General features: G+C 68.3%; 15 protein-coding genes. 2 read left to right on the top strand and 13 right to left on the bottom strand.

What is annotated here, in order from left to right; all coding sequences use genetic code 11:
* Positions 1-50 precede the first annotated feature (50 nt).
* Positions 51-1,436 (bottom strand): cryptochrome/photolyase family protein, encoded by a 1,386-nt coding sequence (locus tag AC5Y31_RS01490; RefSeq protein WP_499977515.1) that lies wholly within the window; start codon positions 1,434-1,436, stop codon positions 51-53.
* A gap of 60 nt (positions 1,437-1,496) precedes the next feature.
* The gene (locus AC5Y31_RS01485; protein WP_065022823.1) at positions 1,497-2,237 is read right to left on the bottom strand and encodes an acyltransferase; all 741 of its coding nucleotides are present in this window, start codon (positions 2,235-2,237) and stop codon (positions 1,497-1,499) included.
* A gap of 83 nt (positions 2,238-2,320) precedes the next feature.
* On the opposite strand from AC5Y31_RS01485, the gene AC5Y31_RS01480 reads away from it, so the two are divergent.
* Entirely contained in the window at positions 2,321-3,628 is a 1,308-nt protein-coding gene (locus AC5Y31_RS01480) for an outer membrane protein assembly factor BamB family protein (protein WP_499977513.1), read from the top strand.
* Positions 3,629-3,698: 70 nt separating this feature from the next.
* On the opposite strand, the gene AC5Y31_RS01475 is transcribed toward AC5Y31_RS01480, so the two are convergent.
* The 10 genes from AC5Y31_RS01475 to AC5Y31_RS01430 form a co-directional block, all read right to left on the bottom strand.
* Positions 3,699-4,400, bottom strand: a complete 702-nt coding sequence (locus tag AC5Y31_RS01475; protein ID WP_499977510.1) for an esterase — start codon at positions 4,398-4,400, stop codon at positions 3,699-3,701.
* A gap of 77 nt (positions 4,401-4,477) precedes the next feature.
* Positions 4,478-5,686, bottom strand: a complete 1,209-nt coding sequence (locus tag AC5Y31_RS01470) for a THUMP-like domain-containing protein (protein ID WP_499978099.1) — start codon at positions 5,684-5,686, stop codon at positions 4,478-4,480.
* A complete protein-coding gene (locus AC5Y31_RS01465) occupies positions 5,683-6,651 on the bottom strand; it encodes a class I SAM-dependent methyltransferase (protein ID WP_499977508.1) in 969 nt (322 codons plus the stop codon). The genes AC5Y31_RS01470 and AC5Y31_RS01465 overlap by 4 nt, the downstream gene beginning before the upstream one ends.
* A gap of 34 nt (positions 6,652-6,685) precedes the next feature.
* Positions 6,686-7,738, bottom strand: coding sequence for a histidine phosphatase family protein (locus tag AC5Y31_RS01460; RefSeq protein WP_499977506.1), 1,053 nt, complete (start codon positions 7,736-7,738; stop codon positions 6,686-6,688).
* A gap of 159 nt (positions 7,739-7,897) precedes the next feature.
* A complete protein-coding gene (locus AC5Y31_RS01455; protein ID WP_065022828.1) occupies positions 7,898-8,962 on the bottom strand; it encodes a histidine phosphatase family protein in 1,065 nt (354 codons plus the stop codon).
* 191 nt (positions 8,963-9,153) lie between these two features.
* On the bottom strand, positions 9,154-10,245 hold the full coding sequence (locus AC5Y31_RS01450; RefSeq protein WP_065022829.1) for a histidine phosphatase family protein: 1,092 nt from the start codon (positions 10,243-10,245) through the stop codon (positions 9,154-9,156).
* Positions 10,246-10,376: 131 nt separating this feature from the next.
* Complete coding sequence (locus AC5Y31_RS01445; RefSeq protein ID WP_065022830.1) at positions 10,377-11,387, bottom strand: histidine phosphatase family protein; 1,011 nt, start codon at positions 11,385-11,387, stop codon at positions 10,377-10,379.
* 82 nt (positions 11,388-11,469) lie between these two features.
* Positions 11,470-12,204, bottom strand: coding sequence for an enoyl-CoA hydratase (locus AC5Y31_RS01440; RefSeq protein ID WP_082966276.1), 735 nt, complete (start codon positions 12,202-12,204; stop codon positions 11,470-11,472).
* A complete protein-coding gene (locus tag AC5Y31_RS01435) occupies positions 12,201-13,004 on the bottom strand; it encodes an NUDIX hydrolase (RefSeq protein ID WP_065022832.1) in 804 nt (267 codons plus the stop codon). The genes AC5Y31_RS01440 and AC5Y31_RS01435 overlap by 4 nt, the downstream gene beginning before the upstream one ends.
* Positions 13,001-13,855: an ABC transporter ATP-binding protein gene (locus AC5Y31_RS01430; protein ID WP_065022833.1), complete on the bottom strand. Its 855-nt coding sequence runs from the start codon at positions 13,853-13,855 to the stop codon at positions 13,001-13,003. The genes AC5Y31_RS01435 and AC5Y31_RS01430 overlap by 4 nt, the downstream gene beginning before the upstream one ends.
* 139 nt (positions 13,856-13,994) lie before the next feature.
* Between AC5Y31_RS01430 and AC5Y31_RS01425 the strand changes: the two genes are divergently transcribed.
* A complete protein-coding gene (locus AC5Y31_RS01425; protein ID WP_499977505.1) occupies positions 13,995-15,380 on the top strand; it encodes a PE-PPE domain-containing protein in 1,386 nt (461 codons plus the stop codon).
* Between the two features lie 59 nt (positions 15,381-15,439).
* Here the strand turns inward: AC5Y31_RS01425 and serB are convergent, their stop codons facing one another.
* Positions 15,440-16,666: a phosphoserine phosphatase SerB gene (gene serB / locus AC5Y31_RS01420; protein WP_499978098.1), complete on the bottom strand. Its 1,227-nt coding sequence runs from the start codon at positions 16,664-16,666 to the stop codon at positions 15,440-15,442.
* Positions 16,667-16,675: the final 9 nt, after the last annotated feature.

The following is a 16,675-nucleotide window of genomic DNA, read 5'->3' as shown; positions in this document are numbered from 1 at the left end:
TCAGCCGCCCACCCTAACCCGATCCGCGATCGTTTTCATTTTCTAAAAAGTTAATTTGGCGAACGTCGATTGCCCTCTGATCCGCTCTCTGACTTCGGCCCGACAAACTGATACCGGCGCAGCGCTTCCCGGCGTTCAGCACCGTGGTCGACGATGGGGTCCGGGTAACCGGGCGGACGATCCCCACACTTGAGATGGACGTCGTCGACGTCGGCCAATTCCGGAATCCACCGTCGGACATAGGCGCCGTCGGGATCGAACTTGTCGCCCTGGGTGGTGGGGTTGAACACCCGGAAATACGGTGAGGCGTCGGTGCCCGAACCCGCACACCACTGCCACCCATGCTGGTTGCTGGCCAGGTCTCCGTCGACCAGTTGCTCCAAGAACCAGCACGCGCCCCACTGCCAGGGCAGGTGCAGGTCCTTCACCAGAAACGACGCGGTGAGCATCCGGACCCGGTTGTGCATGAAACCGGTCTGGTTGAGCTCACGCATCCCGGCATCGACCATCGGAAATCCCGTTTCGCCGGCCTTCCACAATTCGAAAAGCCGTTGCGCCTCGGCGCCGGTGTCGGTCTCGATGGCGTCGAAATTTCGGTTCCAATTCCACCAGGCGCTGCGCGGCCAGTGATAGAGCACCGCCGCGTAGAAGTCCCGGAACCCCAGCTCGCGCAGATAGGCCTGGGCGCCGGCGCGGCGTAGATCCAAGTCGACCAGCATCGTGCGCGGGTGAATGGTGCCGAACTTCAGGTGCGCCGACATCCGGCTGCTCGCGCGGTCCGGGCGGTTACGGTCCTCGCTGTAGCGCTCCAGCCCGGTCTCGACGAAGTTCGTCCAGTGGCGTGTCGCCGCTGCCTCACCTGCTGCGATGGGCATCGGCAGTCCGGCGTCGGGAATGTCCACCGGTTCGGCCGATCGTGTCGACAGGTCTTGCGGGTCCAGCCAGCGCGCCGAGGTCCGGTCAGACCGGGCCGGGGTCCGCCACCCGTGCTCGCGCCAGCGCCGGAAGAACGGTGTGTACACCTTGAAGGGGTTGCCGTCGTCTTTGAGTACGCGTCCTGGTGAGACCAGGTAGGGCGATCCGGAGGCGACCAGCGGCACCTGCCCCAGAGCCGCCCGGACCCGCAAGTCACGCCGCCGGCCGAACGGCGCGAAATCTTCCGAAATGTGCACCGACGACGCGCCGATCTCGTTGGCTATCGACGGGATTCGCTGCTCGGGCGGTCCCCGGGTCACCAGCAGCCGGCCATCGAGGTCGTCGCGGAGCTGCCGCAGCGAGTCACCCAGGAATTGCATCCGGCGCGGGCCCGACGATGCCTCCAGCCGCGGATCGAGAACGAAGCAGGCCAGCACGTCGTTGCTGTCCGACGCCGCGGACAGCAACGACGGCAGGTCATGCAGCCGAAGATCGCGGCGAAACCACAGCAGGGCGGGCATTGGCCAAGTCTGCCCGCCGGGGCGGCGCGAAGCAGCGCGATGGGGTTCCGGCCGGACCGCCTAGCTGCGCGCCGCTTTCTTGCGTTCGATGTCGGCCAGCGCGGCGGCCAGCTCGGCCCGCTCGGCGGCAGAGGTCTCCCAGGCCAGCTTGCGGTTCTTGACCACCTTGGCCGGCGCGCCCACCGCGATCGAGTAGTCCGGGATGACGCCCTTGACCACCGCGTGGGCGCCCAGTACGCATCCGCGGCCGATGCTGGTCTCGCGAAGGATGGTGACCTTGGCCGCCACCCAGGTGTCCGGACCGATCCGCACCGGGCTCTTGACGATGCCCTGGTCCTTGATGGGCACGTTGATGTCGTCCATCCGGTGGTCGAAGTCGCAGACGTAGCACCAGTCGGCCATCAGCACCGAGTCACCGAGCTCGATGTCCAGATAGGTGTTGATGACGTTGTCGCGGCCAAGTACCACTTTGTCGCCGAATCGCAGCGACCCCTCGTGCGCCCGGATGGTGTTCTTGTCGCCGATGTGCACCCAGCGGCCGATCTCCATGTACGACATCTCCGGGGTGGCCTGGATCTCCACGCCCTTGCCCAGGAACACCATGCCGCGGGTGATGATGTGCGGGTTGGCCAGCTTGAACTTCAGCAGCCGCCAGTAACGCACCAGGTACCAGGGCGTGTAGGCGCGGTTGGCCAACACCCAGCGCAGCGAGGCCAGGGTGAGGAACTTGGCCTGGCGGGGATCCCGCAGGCGCGAACCGCGCCAGCGTTTGTGGATCGGAGCACCCCACATGGTCGTCATGGCCGGAAAGCCTACGCGAGCGGGTTCAGCGCACGCGCTACCCTCACCTGGACTCGTTCACTCCGGGATTGGGGATTGCCACTGTGTTGCGGCGACGTGGTGTCCTGGCAGCCGTCGCGACGACGGCGGCGATAGCGGCGGCCGTGACGTTGGGCGGCTGCGCCAATACCGATTCGTGGGTGGACGCCGCGCCCGCGCCGGGCTGGCCCGCCCAGTACGCCGACGCCGCCAACAGCAGCAACACCGCCACTACCGGGGCGACCGACCTGCAATTGGACTGGACCCGCTCGGTCAAGGGCGAGCTGGGAGCCGGCCCCGCGCTGGGCGTGCACGGCTGGTTGGTGCTCAACGGGCAGACCGAGGCCGGCTGTTCGCTGATGCAGTGGGAGAATGCCGACCACGGCAGGCAGCGCTGGTGTACCCGGCTGCATCAGGGCGGCGGGTTCTTCGGCCCGCTCATCGACGGCTTCGACAACGTCTATGTCGGCCAGCCGGGTGCGATGCTGTCGTTTCCGCCCACCCAGTGGATCCGCTGGCGTGCACCGGTGATCGGGATGCCCTCGACGCCGCGGATCCTCGGCGACGGCCTTCTGCTGGTGGTGACCCACCTGGGCCAGACACTGGTGTTCGACGCGCACCGCGGCACCGTCGTCGGAACCCCGCTGGACCTGGTGGACGGTGTCGATCCGACCGATTTCCGCCGTGGATTGCCCGACTGCGCCGCCGCCCGCCCGGACTGCCCGGTCGCGGCCGCCCCCGCCTTCTCACCGGCGAGCAACACCGTGGTGGTGAGCCTGTGGCAGCCCGGCGCCGACGAGTCCGGACTCGTCGGCATCAAGTACCACCCGGGCGGCACTCCCCTGCTCACCCAGGAGTGGACCAGCGACGCCGTCGCCGCCGGGGTGCTGGCCAGCCCGGTGCTGTCCGCCGACGGCGCGACCGTCTACGTCAACGGGCGCGACCAACGGCTCTGGGCGATCAACGCCGCCGACGGGAAGGCGAAATGGTCGGTGCCGCTGAAGTTCCTGGCCCAGACCCCGCCGGCGGTGACGCCCGGCGGGCTGATCGTCTCCGGCGGCGGGCCGGACACCGACCTGGTCGCGTTCGCCGACCGCGGCGAGTACGCCGAGCAGGTGTGGCGCCGCGACGACACCACTCCGCTGTCGTCGTCGAGCCTGGCCGGCAAGGTCGGATACACCGTCGTCGCCGGTACCAGTGTCGGCCCGGCCGGATTGTCGCTGCTGGTGTTCGACCCCAACGACGGCCACACCGTCAACAGCTATCCGCTGCCCGAATCGCGCGGGTTTCCGCTCGGGGTGTCGGTCGGCCACGACCGGCGGGTGGTGGTCGCCACCAGCGCCGGGCAGGTTTTCAGCTTCGCCCCCGCCTAAGGTGCGTTCGAGCGCCTCAGAGCCGTTACGGCGACCCGCCGCGCCCGGCTCCGCCGCGCTCGCGAGCGCCTCAGACGGCCAGCGGCGGCAGCGCGGTGCGCGGCACCCGCACCGAGGTGGCACCCGCGCTCATCGGCAGCAGCTCGCCGGGCGAGAAGTAGAAGATCACGTCCTCGTTGGTGATGGCGAAGTTCTGGTAGTGCGACGGGTCCATTCCCGAGCCCGGCGAGATCAGGATCGCCGGCACACCGGTCTGGCGCTCGAGGTCGCGCTGCACGACCGGAAAGATCGCTTCCAGCGGCTTGCTGTTCGGCGCGAACAGCGTCTCGAAGGTGATCGGTTTGCGGGCGGTCAGGTCGTAGTTGAAGGACTGGTACCAGGTGGACGGCTGCGGGCCACCGAGGTCCTGGAAGATCTTGAGCACGACGCTCTGAGTTCCCTTGGGCGGCTGCCCCGACCGGTGCTGCTCAGAGGTGGCGTCCATTTCATAGGGCATGTCGCGCGACCCGGGCGACTTGGCGACGGTCAGGAATCCGTCGCGGTTCTGTACCAGGTAGTCGGTCAGCGTCTGCTGATCGGGGTAGTCGACCGGGAACTTCATGTCCAGGGTGTAGCTGGAGTTCGAGGAGTGGACGTGACACAGCCCGCCGGCCTCGACGTTTCCGCCCAGTTCGGCACACGGCGAGGCCGCCATCGCCGAGGGCGGGCCTGGTATGCCCAGCCACCCGCTTACTGCCCCGCCCGCCAACAGGGCGGCCACCACGATGCGCATTGTCGGTTCGTCTCGCTTTGTCTCGACTTGCCGCAGCAAGCAGGAATGGCCCCGAAGCCGATAGCCTACCGGGCCGTTCACCGGGATGGACGGCAGATAAACGCAATTGCCCGAGCCGTTGTCCCGGCCCCGATGCGGGTGATGACCACCGACAGTGGCAGCTGTCCACGCAGCCGCAGCCGCCGGCGCAAGCCATCGGGGTCGGCCTGTACCTCGCGCACGCCGCGCACCAGGATCTCCAGGGTGCCGCAGTCGAGCGCCGCCAGCGCCTGACGCAGCCGCTTCTCACTGTAGGCCAACGTCTCGAGTACCTCGAATCCCCTTACCCCGCAAGGTAGTTCATCTCCAGACAGGTAGGCGATGTCGGGATCGAGCTGCCAGAGCCGGTGCCGGGCGCCGTACTGGCGTACCAGGCCAGCTCGCACCACCGCGCCGTCCGGATCGATGATCCACCGCCCTGCCGGGCGCACGTCGCAGTCGTCGGGTTCGGCGTCGGTGATCTGCTCGTCGCGGTCCAGGATCACCGCGCGGCGGCGTACACCGGGCCCGGACAGTCCGGGCGACCACAGGCAGGCCTCACGTACCGAGGTGCGCCAGGAGGTGACTTCGATCTCGCCCTGGAAGCCGAGCCTCTCGACCTTCTCGAAATCGATTCCAGGAGCGGTCTTTACGACGAGATTGCGGCCGGTGTAGGCGTCCAGCAGCCGGTCCAGGGCGGGTTCGTAATCGGCCGGATCGAAGCGACGCCGTCCACCACCGCGGCGGCCGGGATCGGCCAGCACCACAGTGTTGCGGGTGACCGGGGTCAACGCGTCGGCTTGAACAAGACCGACCATGGCCGCCCCGGCCAGGTTGTGGCGTGCCATGGCCAGCCGAACCGGGTCGAGGTCGCTGCCCAGCACAGCGGCGGTGACCTCGGACAGCGCCGCCAATTCGGTACCGACCGAGCAGGTCACGTCGTGCACGACGGCATCGGGCACGGTCGCGGTGATCCGCTGCGCGCGGTGTCGTGCCACCGGTGCGGCGCTGGCCTGTTGCAGCGCCTCGTCGGTGAACAGCCACTGCGAGGTGTCCGGCAGCTCGGCCAGCTTGGCCGCCGCCCGGCGCCGCAGCAGGACGGTCTCGGCCAGGGCCGGCGTCCGGTCACCGAAGCGACCCCGCAGGGTGGCGATGTCGGCGATGCGGGTGGCATCGGTGAGGGCAAAGTCCGCTACCTCGGCCAGGGCGGCGGTACCGGCCGCCGACCGCAGGTAGCCGACGTCGGCCAGCGAGAAGCGGTAGCTCAGGAGGGCTTGACCCCGGTGACCATCACGTTGTAGTACCAGCCCTTCGGCACAACCCGGCTCAACACGTTGGCGTCCACCCAGCTCAGGGTCGTCCAGCTGCGGAAGGCGAACTTCGCCCATTTGAAGCCCAGCTTGCCCGGCGGCACGGTCGACTCGAAGGTCCGGACCGGCCAGCCCAACATGGCGGCGGTGAACTCTTCGCTGGCGGTGCGCACCTCGACCGCACCGGCGTTGCTGGCCATCCGCTCCAGATCGCTCGGCTCGAAGGTGTGCAGGTCGACCACCCACTCCAGGGCCGCCGCCCGCGAGTTCTCGTCGAGCTCTTCCTGCGGCCGACGCCAGGAGCCCATCCCGGGCAGCTTCATCGCGGCGACCGTGGTCTTCCAGGTCAGGTCGGCCAGCCGGCGGGCATAGAAGTTGCCGACCGTCGTGGGCTCGCCGGCGAAGATGAACCGGCCGCCGGGCTTGAGCACCCGCACCACCTCACGCAGCGACAGCTCGACGTCGGGGATGTGGTGCAGCACCGCGTGACCGACCACCAAGTCAAAAGTGTTGTCCTCGTACGGGATGCCCTCGGCGTCGGCGACCCGGCCGTCGATCTCCAGGCCGAGGCTTTGACCGTTGCGGGTGGCGACCTTGACCATGCCCGGCGACAGGTCGGTCACCGAGCCGCGTCGCGCCACCCCGGCCTGCATCAGGTTCAGCAGGAAGAACCCGGTGCCGCAGCCCAGCTCCAGAGCCCGGTCATACGGAAGCTTGTCCCGGTCGGCCGCCGGCACGATCACATCGAAGCGGCCCCGGGCATAGTCGATACAGCGCTCGTCATAGGAGATCGACCACTTCTCGTCGTACTGCTCGGCCTCCCAGTCGTGATAGAGCACCTGAGCGAGCTTGCTGTCGTGGCGGGCGGCCTCCACCTGCTCGGCGGTGGCGTGCGGGTTCGGCGTCGGGTCCGTACTCGTCATAGCGAGTCAGCCTAACGGCTGGGCCGACCTCGGGTTAGATCGCTCCCAGCAAGCCGTCGGCGAGTGAGTCCGCGGCCCCGCCGGCGCTGCCCCCAAACGCGCCGGTGATGGTGTCGATCACCGACTGCGGGAAGGCCTCGTACGCGGCGAGGACGTCATTGAATCCGGTCTGCAACGCCGCGCTGATGTCGCTCTGGTCACCACCCTGGATGGCCTCCCAGAGGTGCCACAACGCGATCTGCGGCGCCGTGATCAGGTTGCGGTAGTCGACGAGCAATCCGGTGATCAGATCCGGCGTCGCCGGCACGGCGATGCCGTCCCAGCTGACCAGGGTCCAGCCGTCGGTGGGGTTGCCCGCCAGGATGGCCTCGCCCGCGTTGGGAGGCGGGCCGCCGTTTTCCAGCACCGTCTGCAGAATCGGCCAGATATCGGGGTTCTTGACGTTCATCAGAATCCAGATGGCGATGTCCCCGCCGCTGGAAGACGCCACCGCGGTCGTCGGGCCGTCAGCCGCGATGGTGTCGTCGTACATCGTCTGGACGGCTTGGTTGACCTGATCCTCGAAGACCACCCCGTTGTAGTTGGTGCCGGGCTCCGAAACCAAGAGGTTGCCGAGGATCCATGAGGCCATCGGCAGGAAGAAGTTGGCTTCGGTGATCAGGTCGCGGGGGTGTCCTTCGAAGAGACCGGCGGGGATCTCGTTGAGATCCGGCAGCACCGTCACGGCCGGCATCCAGGAAAGTGCGGCCAGCGCGGCCATGGTCTCTTGTGTCCGGACCAGCTCCGAGGCGTAGATGCCGGCGATACCGCCCGGAAACTCCTGCTGAATGTCCTGGGCGACCTGCGCGGCCTGTTGTTCTCCCAGGTCGGTGAGGTGGGCGCCGGGCGGCATGGTGCCGAGAATGCCATTGAGGTCGTCGGTCGATTGCCCGTGCCGCACGAAATCCAGCGTGATGTCCTCGGCGGTGAGCTGAACGTCAAAGGCGAGCGCGCCGGCGGGCGGTGGTACCGGCGTCCCGGCGACAAGGCCGGCGCTGACCAGCGTGACCCCGGTGAGCACCCACGAATGGTTGACAAGTCGCTGCATGTCCGTCTCCCCTGGCAGGACATTTATGTGACTCGTACCACGATACATAGACCGTAGCGAGCGCGCCAATACCTAGATTTCAGGGAAATCCGATCTCGGCCTTCAGATGCCGTATCCGGGCGCCGGGGGTTCACCGCCGCGCCCGGCCAAGCCCTGGGTTCAGCTCGCCAGCGCCGCCACCACGTCGCCGACCGCGTCGCCCGTGCTGCTTCCGGCGCCGTCGCCCATCGACCCGGTGATGGTGTCGATCACCGACTGCGGGAACGCTTCGACCGCGGCGACGACTTGGCTGAAGCCGGTCTGCAGCGCCGCCGTGATGTCAGCGGAGTTGCCGCCCTGGATCGCCTGCCAGATGTTCCACAGCGCAATCTGCGGCGCGGTGACCAGGTCGCGGTAGTCGACGAACAATCCGGTGATCAGGTCCGGGGTCGCCGGGACGGGTGTCCCGTCCCAGCTGACCATGGTCCAGCCGTCGGTGGGGCTGCCCTGCAAGATGGCCTGGCCCGCGTTGGGCGGCGGACCGAGGGTTTGGAGCAGCTGCTGCAGAAGCAGGAAGATGGGCGGGTTCTTGACGTTCATCAGGGCCCAGATCGCGATCGGCCCGCCGCTGGAGTAGGCCACATCGGTCATCGGGCCGTTCGGGTCGGCAATGGTGTTGTTGTAGATCGTCTGGACGGCTTGGTCGACCTGCTCGTCGAACACCACCCCGTTGAAGTTGGTGCCGGGCTCCGCTACGAAGAGATTGCCCAGAACCCACGCGGCCATCGGCGCGAAATAGCCGATCTCGGTGAGCAGGTCGCGTGGCTGGCCTTCGAGGATCCCGGCCGGGATCTCGTTGAGCCCCGGCAATGTCTGCACGTCCATGCCGAGCGCCTGGGCCAGCGGGGCCGCGGTCTCCTGGGTCCGGACCAGCTGCGAGTCGTAGATGCCGGCGATGCCGTCCGGGTATTCATTCTGAATGGCAGCGGCGACGTCGGCGGCCTGCGTTTCGCCCAAATCGGTGAGGTGAGAGCCGGGTGGGAGCGTGCCGAGAATGCCGGTGGCGTCGTCGGTCGACTCCCCGTGACGCACCAGATCCAGCGTGATCTGCTCGTCGCCGGCGGCGAGCTGGATATCGGGAATGTGCGCGGCGGCGGGCGGGAGCCCCGGTGTGACGGCGACAAGGCCGGCGCCGATCAAGGTGATCCCGGTGGTGATCCACGAACGGATCTCGAGTCGCTGCATGTCCAATCCTCCCCCGACAGGACATTTGTGACTGAATTCACAGTACATATTCGGCAAGGAGCTGCGCAATACGCAATTCTCAGCTATAAGCGGGGTCGGTCTTCAGGCGCCGGCGCGCCGGCCTCTCGAACACGGCAAAGCCGGGCGTTGCGGGGCCCACCCGCCGCGCCCGGCTAGGCACCAGCTGCGGTTCAGCCGGCCAGCGCCGCCACCACGTCGCCGACCGCGTCGGCCGCGCTGCTGCCGGCGGCATCGCCCATCGACCCGGTGATGGTGTCGATCACGGCCTGCGGGAACGCGGCGAACGCGGCGAGCACGTCGTTGAAGCCGGTCTGCAACGCGGCGGTGATGTCGGCGGGATCGCCGCCCTGCAGGGCTTCCATGATGTGCCAGCTCGCCATCTGCGGCGCGACCATCAGGTCGCGAAAGTCGACGAACAGCCCGGTGAGCAGCCCGGGGTTTTCCGCCACCTCGGTTCCGTTCCAGCTGACCAGGGTCCAGCCGTCGGTCGGGTTGCCTTCGATCACGACCTGACCGGTGTTGGGCAGCAACCCTTGCATCAACGACTTGAAGTAGATCTCGAAATCGGGGTTCTTGACGTTCATCATCACCCAGGTGGAGATCGCCGCCGCGTGGGAAAACGCCACGCTGTTGAGGTTGCCGTCGGCGTCGACCGGGCCGCCGTTGTTGTAGATCGTCTCGACGGCGTCGCTGAATCGGTCCTGGAACGCCATCCCGTTGGTGTCGATCGTCGAACCCAGCTGCGGCACCCAGTACTGGCCGAACATCCACGCCAGCGGCGCCACCAGGTACAGCATCGCCATCGCCTGGTTGGACTGCGAGCTGCCTTCCAGGAGGCCGGCGTTGAGTTCGTTGAGACCGGCAAGGACCGTCGGCGAGGTCTCCGACGCGCCGGCGGCCGTCAGCCAGTCGGTCGCGGTCTGCTGAGTCCGGATGAACTCCGACGCGTAGACCCCGCCGTAGAAGCTCGGGTCGGCCAGGCGCAGCGGGTTGTCGGGGTCGGCGAGATAGGCCGCCTGGGTCGCACCCTCATCGGTGAGCGCCGCCCCCGGCGGCAGCGTTCCGATGACGCCCTCGACGTTGTCCACCGACTGACCGTGCCGCACCAGGTCGAGCACCATGTCGGCGGCCGCGAGCTGGATGCCGGGCATGGCCGTGAGGGCGGGCAGCGGCCCGCCTACCGGCGCCACCGGGGCGACGGCGAGAAGTCCGGCGCCGACGAGGGCGATTCCGGCGGTGATCCACGGGCGGGTGTGGTTCATGACGTTCCCTTCGGCGAGCGACAGGTTTTCGTTACGCTACGGCGCGTAGCGCAAATGGATTCCCTGAGGCTAATCTGATGTTTTCCTCACTGTCAATGGGTTGCCGGAGAATTCGGGCCGCCGAGTTGGGACTAGCCGCTCAGCGCCCCGCTGAAGGTGTCGATGACCGCCTGCGGGAAGGCGGTGATCGCCGCGACGACCTGGTCGAATCCGGTCTGCAGGGCGGCGGTGATGTCGGCCTGGTCGCCGCCCTGGAAGGCCTCCAGGATGTGCCAGGCGGCGACCTGCGGCGCCGTGGTGAGATCGCGCCAGTCGACGAACAATCCGGTGAGCAGGTCCGGGGTTGCCGACACCTCGTGCCCTTCCCAGCTGACCAGCGTCCAGCCGTCGGTCGGATTGCCCTCGATCACCACCTGGCCGGTGTTGGCCAGCGGAGTGTGGGTGTCGAGCAACTCTTTGATGACCAGCCCGAAGTCGGGGTTCTTGACGTTCATCAACGTCCAGATCGCGATCGTGCCCGCGTGGGCGAACACCGCGCTGCTCAGCGGGTTGTCCGGGTCGGACACGGTGTGGTTGTAGACGGTTTCGATCGCGTCGGTGACGCGGTCGTTGAACGCCACCCCGTTGGGGTCGATCGCGGATCCCATCATCGGTACCCAGTACTGACCCATGACCCACATCAATGTCGGTAGGGCGTAGGCGATCTGGGTGAGCGTGTCGAGTTCGCGCCCTTCGAACCACCCCGCATTGATCTCGTTGAGCCCGGCCAGGTGCGTGACGTCCATTCCCAGCAGATCGGACAGCGGCTGGGCGGTGTGCTGGGCGCGGATCATCTCCGAGGCGAAGAGCCCGGCGATCCCGTCCGGGAACGCCTCATGAATCGCCGGGGCGACGTCTGCCGCCTGCTGCCGGCCGAGCTCGGTGAGCTCCGCACCCGGCGCCAAGGTGCCCAAATAGCCTTCGGCGTTGTCCACCGACTCGCCGTGGCGCACCAAGTCCAGGGTGATGTCCTGGGCGGTCAGCAGTATGTCCACCGCGGCGACGTCGGGCAGCGGCGTCGCGACCGGGGTGGCAGCGACAGCTCCCGCGGCGACCAGCGCAGCGGTCGCGGTGATCCACAGACGGGTGGCAAGTGGCTGCATTGGTCTCTCTCCCTGACGCCGGCACGCGGCGAACATCGCCGCGTGACTGAACGTTAGCTGATAAGAGAGTTAGAACGGGTGATTATCGGGGGTTTTCGCCGAGTCCGGCGGCGAACGCTTGGGCGTAGCGGCGGCGGTCCGCCGCGGCCCGCTCGGCTGGGGACAGCGTGGCCACGGAGTCGATCGATGCCTTGGCCGCGGCCAGCGCCTGCCGCGGGGCATCGACAAACCGGCCGGCCCAACTCATCGCCGCGTCGTAGACCGTGTCGGGGGCGACCATATCGTCGATCACGCCCAGTGCCAGCGCCTCCTCGGCATCGAAGAACCGCCCGCTGTAGGCCAACTCCTTGGTGCGGCTGGCCCCGATGGTGCGGGTCAATCGGGCCAATCCCGCCCCATCGGCAACGAGGCCGGCCAGGATCTCGGTGGCGCCGAACTTGACGTTGTCACCACTGACCCGCCAGTCCGCCGCCAACGCCAGCGCCAGGCCGCTACCCAGCGCGTACCCGGTGACCGCGGCCACCGTCGGCTTTCCGATCGCCGCCACCGCCTCCACGGCCTCCTGGCGGACGGCCGCGAAGCGCTCGGCCTCGGCGGGGATCAGGGTGCGAAGTTCGGGAACGTCGTCACCGGCGCAGAAGATCTCGTGGCCACCGAACAACACCACCGCGGCGACGTCGTCGCGCGCCGAGACCTCCGCGGCCGCCTCGGTGATCTCCCGGTAGACCTGACGGGTCAAGGCGTTGCTCGGCGGACGCGACAGCACCAGGGTGGCCACTCCGGCCGGCGACGGGTGGAGCGTGACGAATTCGCTCATCCGGGCCACCGCGTTCCGCGCGCCTCGTTATAGCGCGTCGAGTCGAAGAACTCGATCTCCCAATTGTCGCCATGCCGGGCCAGCCTCGGCTGGGTCACCACGATCTGGCGCTCCAGCGTCAACACGTCCTGCACGCTGCGCCCGACCAGCGAATCCAGTTGGGTCCAGGTCGGCGGCAGCAGGAAGCTGCGCCCGGCCGCGAAGTCGGCGATCGCGGCGTCGGGGGTGACCCAGCCGGCGCGGTCGGACTCGGTGTTCTCGCCGTCGGCGCGCTGCCCGCCCGGCAGCGCGGCAACAAAGAAATAGGTGTCGTAGCGGCGGGTGCGCTCGGCCTCTGGTGTCACCCAGTTCGCCCACGGCCGCAACAGCTCGGCGTGCAGCACCAGATTCTCGGTGCGCAGGAAGTCGGCGAACGACAGCTCGCCGACGGCCAGCGCGCGCCGGGAGTCGGCATACACCGACGCATCGGCGACGACGCGCTGCGGATCGTCGGCGGGGCCGGCGAACAGCACACCGGATTCCTCGAAGGTCTCCCGCACCGCCGCGCACACCAGCGCTGCGGCCAGATCGATCTCGACGCCGAAGCGCTGCGCCCACCAGGACGGGTCCGGCCCGACCCAGGCGATCTCGGTGCTGCGGTCGCGGTCGTCGACCCCGCCGCCGGGAAACACCATCACCCCGGCGGCGAACTCCATGGCGGCGTGGCGGCGCATCAGGAAAACGTCGAGCGCGGTGTCCCCGTCACGCACCAGCATCACGGTCGCGGCGGGTCGCGTCGGCAGGGGTGGTGGCTGGTTCATGCCTGCCTCCGATGAGCGGCCCGGCCGCGGGTCCGGCGGGCGAAGTATCGCCCGTCGATGACGTCCAAGGAGATCGACTGACCGAACGCGGCCGTCAGGTTCTCGGCGGTCATCACATCGCTGAGCAGACCGGCCGCCACGGGGCGGCCCTCGGCCAGCAGCAGGCAGTGACTGAAACCGACCGGAATCTCCTCGACGTGGTGGGTGACCAGCACGATCGCCGGCGCGTCCGGGTCGGCGGCCAGATCAGCCAGCCGGGCGACCAGTTCCTCCCGGCCACCCAGGTCCAGGCCCGCCGCCGGTTCGTCGAGCAGCAGCAGCTCGGGGTCGGTCATCAGGGCGCGGGCGATCAGCACCCGTTTGCGCTCGCCCTCGGACAGCGTGCCGTAGGTGCGGTCGGCCAGGTGTTCGGCGCCCAGACTCTCCAGTAGGTCCACGGCGCGGTCGTGATCCATGGCGTCGTAGCGTTCCCGCCAGCGCCCCAGCACCGCATAGCCCGCCGAGATGACCAAGTCGCGGACGGTTTCGTGGTCCGGAATCCGCTGCGCCAGCGCCGAGGAGCTCAATCCGACCCGAGCTCGCAGTTCGGTGGAGTCGACCCGGCCCAGTTGCTCGCCGAGCACAAAGGCCGCGCCCGAGGACGGGTGTTCGGTGGCGGCGGCGATCCGCAACAGCGAGGTCTTGCCGGCGCCGTTGGGCCCGATGATCACCCAGCGTTCGTCGAGCTCGACCGACCAGTCCAGCGGCCCCACCAAGGAGCGCCCGTCCCGGCACAGCGAAACGCCCTCGAAGTGGATCAACAGATCTTGGTCGGCCGCTGCAAGCGGGCCGGGGCGTCCGGTGTCGGGCACGGCCCTATGGTGCCGTACCCCGACCCGGTGGCGACCGGCCGGGGTGCCGGTATCACCGGCCGCCGTGCAAAAAAGGTCGTTGTCATTTCCGCGACAGTGCGCGCACACTGTCGCCTGAGCAATGTTTAAGGGGGGTTCGATGCTTCTCTTTCCCGCCGCACTCGCCGTCGGGCTCGCCGCCGGTCTCCTCGCCTCCCCGCTGCCGGACGCCCAGGAGCAGGCGATACGGCTCACCGCAGCCGACGGCACGTCTTCGCTGGGCGGCGGCACGGCCCTCATCCTGGGTGGCAGCGGCTTGCCGACGCCGAGTCAGACCTACGCCGACTTCGCCGTCAACCAATACCTGGCACCCCACGGCTTCACCGGCACTACGCAGATCGTCACCACCCCCGAAGGGCTCTACCCGTTCCTGGGCCCGTTCGGCCTGGGGTTCGACAAGTCCGAGGCGCAGGGCGCCCAACTGCTGGTCAACGCCATCCAGGACCAGATCGCCGACGGACACGTGGACGCCGCGAACCCGGTGGTCGTGTTCGGCTATTCGCAGGGCGCCGACGTCGAGACCGTCGCCATGTCACTGCTCGCCGAGCAGGGCGTTCCCCGCGACCTGGTGCACTTCGTACTGGTCGGTGATCCCGCCAACCCCAACGGCGGCATGCTGGAACGGTTCAACCTGCCGGACGACAGCATGCCGACGATCCCGAGCCTGGGGCTCACGTTCAGCGGCGCCACCCCGGACGATCTGTATCCCACCGACATCTACACCCACGAGTACGACGGTTTCGCCGACTTCCCCCGGTACCCGATCAACTTCCTGGCCGACCTCAACGCGGCGCTGGGCATCGTCTTCGAACACACCACTTACCTGGGGCTCACCCCCGAGGAAATCACCGACGCGGTAGCGCTGCCGACCTCGACGGCCGATACCTTGACCAACTACTACATGCTGCCGGCCGACACCCTGCCGCTGCTGGCTCCGCTGCAACTGCTGCCGTTCATCGGTAACCCCCTGGTAGACCTGCTGCAGCCGGCACTGCGGGTGCTGGTGAACCTGGGCTACGGCAACCTCGAGCACGGCTGGGATCAGGGCTTCGCCGATGTGCCCACGCCGCTCGGATTCCTACCGGATGCCAGTGTGCTGCAACAGGTTCCGCAAGCCCTGGCCGACGGCCTGGTGAAGGGCGTCACCGACGCGTTCAAAGATCTGACCGACCCGAACAACTACGTGTACTTCCTGCCGTCATGGGCCGAACAACTCGTCAAATCCGCGGAAATGCTTCCGGGAAGCCAGTTCTCGGTGCTGTCGATGGTGCCCACCACTTGGGGGGACCTGTTCGGCGCCTTCCCACCGCACACCGGAATCCCACCACTGGACATGCTCAGCGCGGTGCTGTTCACGCTGCCGCAACTGGACTACCAGATCTTCACCAGTGAACTCGCCGACGGAAACCTGCTCGACGCCATCGGCACCCCGATCGCCGCTGACCTCGGGTTGCTGCCGCTGATCGTGGTGGGCGCGCTGTTTTAGGGGGCCACGCCGATGGCGGCGACCCGCAGCGCCCGGCTCCGCCGCGCTTGCGATCGCCGCTACTCCGGCGGGATCTCGACCCGGCGCAGCACCCCGTCGTGCGCGTCGGCGGCCTCGATCTCCGCGCGGGTGACACCCAGCAGGAACAGCACCGTGTCCAGGTACGGGTAGCTCAGCGATGCGTCGGCGACCTCGCGCAACGCCGGTTTGGCGTTGAACGCCACGCCCAGCCCGGCGGTGGCCAGCATGTCGATGTCGTTGGCGCCGTCGCCTACCGCGACGGTCTGCTCCAGCGGCACGCCGGCCCGGCCGGCGAACTCGCGCAGCGCATCGGCCTTGCCCGCCCGGTCCACCACCGGCCCGATCACCCGGCCGGTGAGTTTGCCGTCGACGACTTCCAACTCGTTGGCGGCGACGAAGTCCAACTTCAGTTCGTCGGCCAGCGGAGCGATCACCTGGCGGAAGCCCCCGGAGACCACCCCGCACTTGAAACCCAGCCGGCGCAACGTGCGCAATGTGGTGCGCGCCCCGGGCGTGAGCTCGATCTGCTGGGCCACTTCGTCGATGACACCGGCGGGAAGCCCGGCCAGCGTCGCCACCCGGTGATGCAGTGACTCGGCGAAGTCGAGTTCGCCGCGCATGGCGGCCTCGGTGATCGCCGCGACCGCGTCCCCGGCGCCGGCGCGCGCGGCCAGCATCTCGATGACCTCGCCCTGGATCAGAGTGGAGTCGACATCGAAGACGATCAGGCGCTTGGTCCGCCGCGACAGGCTGGCGTCCTGGAAGGCCACGTCGACCCGCTGCTGCGCGGCGACCTGGCTCAACGCGGACTGCAACTGGCCGGCCGCGCCGGGGGGCACCGAAACCCGCAGTTCCAAGCCGGTGACCGGGTAATCCGAGACGCCCCGGATCATGTCGATGTTGGCGTCGATCTCCGCGATCTCGGTGGCCAGCGCTCCGAGGGCGGCGGCGGTCACCGGCCGCCCCAGCACCACGATCCGGTGCGTGGACGGCACCGCGATGATCGGGGCGTCGTCGCTGCGTTCGATCGTGACGTCCAGCCCGACGCCGTGGATGGCCGCGGTGACCTCGGCGGCCAATGCCGTCCCGTCGGCCACCTCCGGTACCGCCGACACCAGCACGCCCAGGGTCAGCCGGCCGCGGACCACGACCTGTTCGACGTTGAGCAGCTCGATCTGATACCGCGACAGCGCCTCGAACAGCGCCGACGTCACGCCCGGCTGATCGACGCCGGTGACCGTGATCAGCACCGGAACCTTGGGCATGCTCACCAG

The organism is Mycobacterium sp. NGS18, assembly GCF_059813185.1.
The sequence above is the reverse complement of the archived record's forward strand: the minus strand, read 5'-3'. Positions and strand labels throughout refer to the sequence as shown.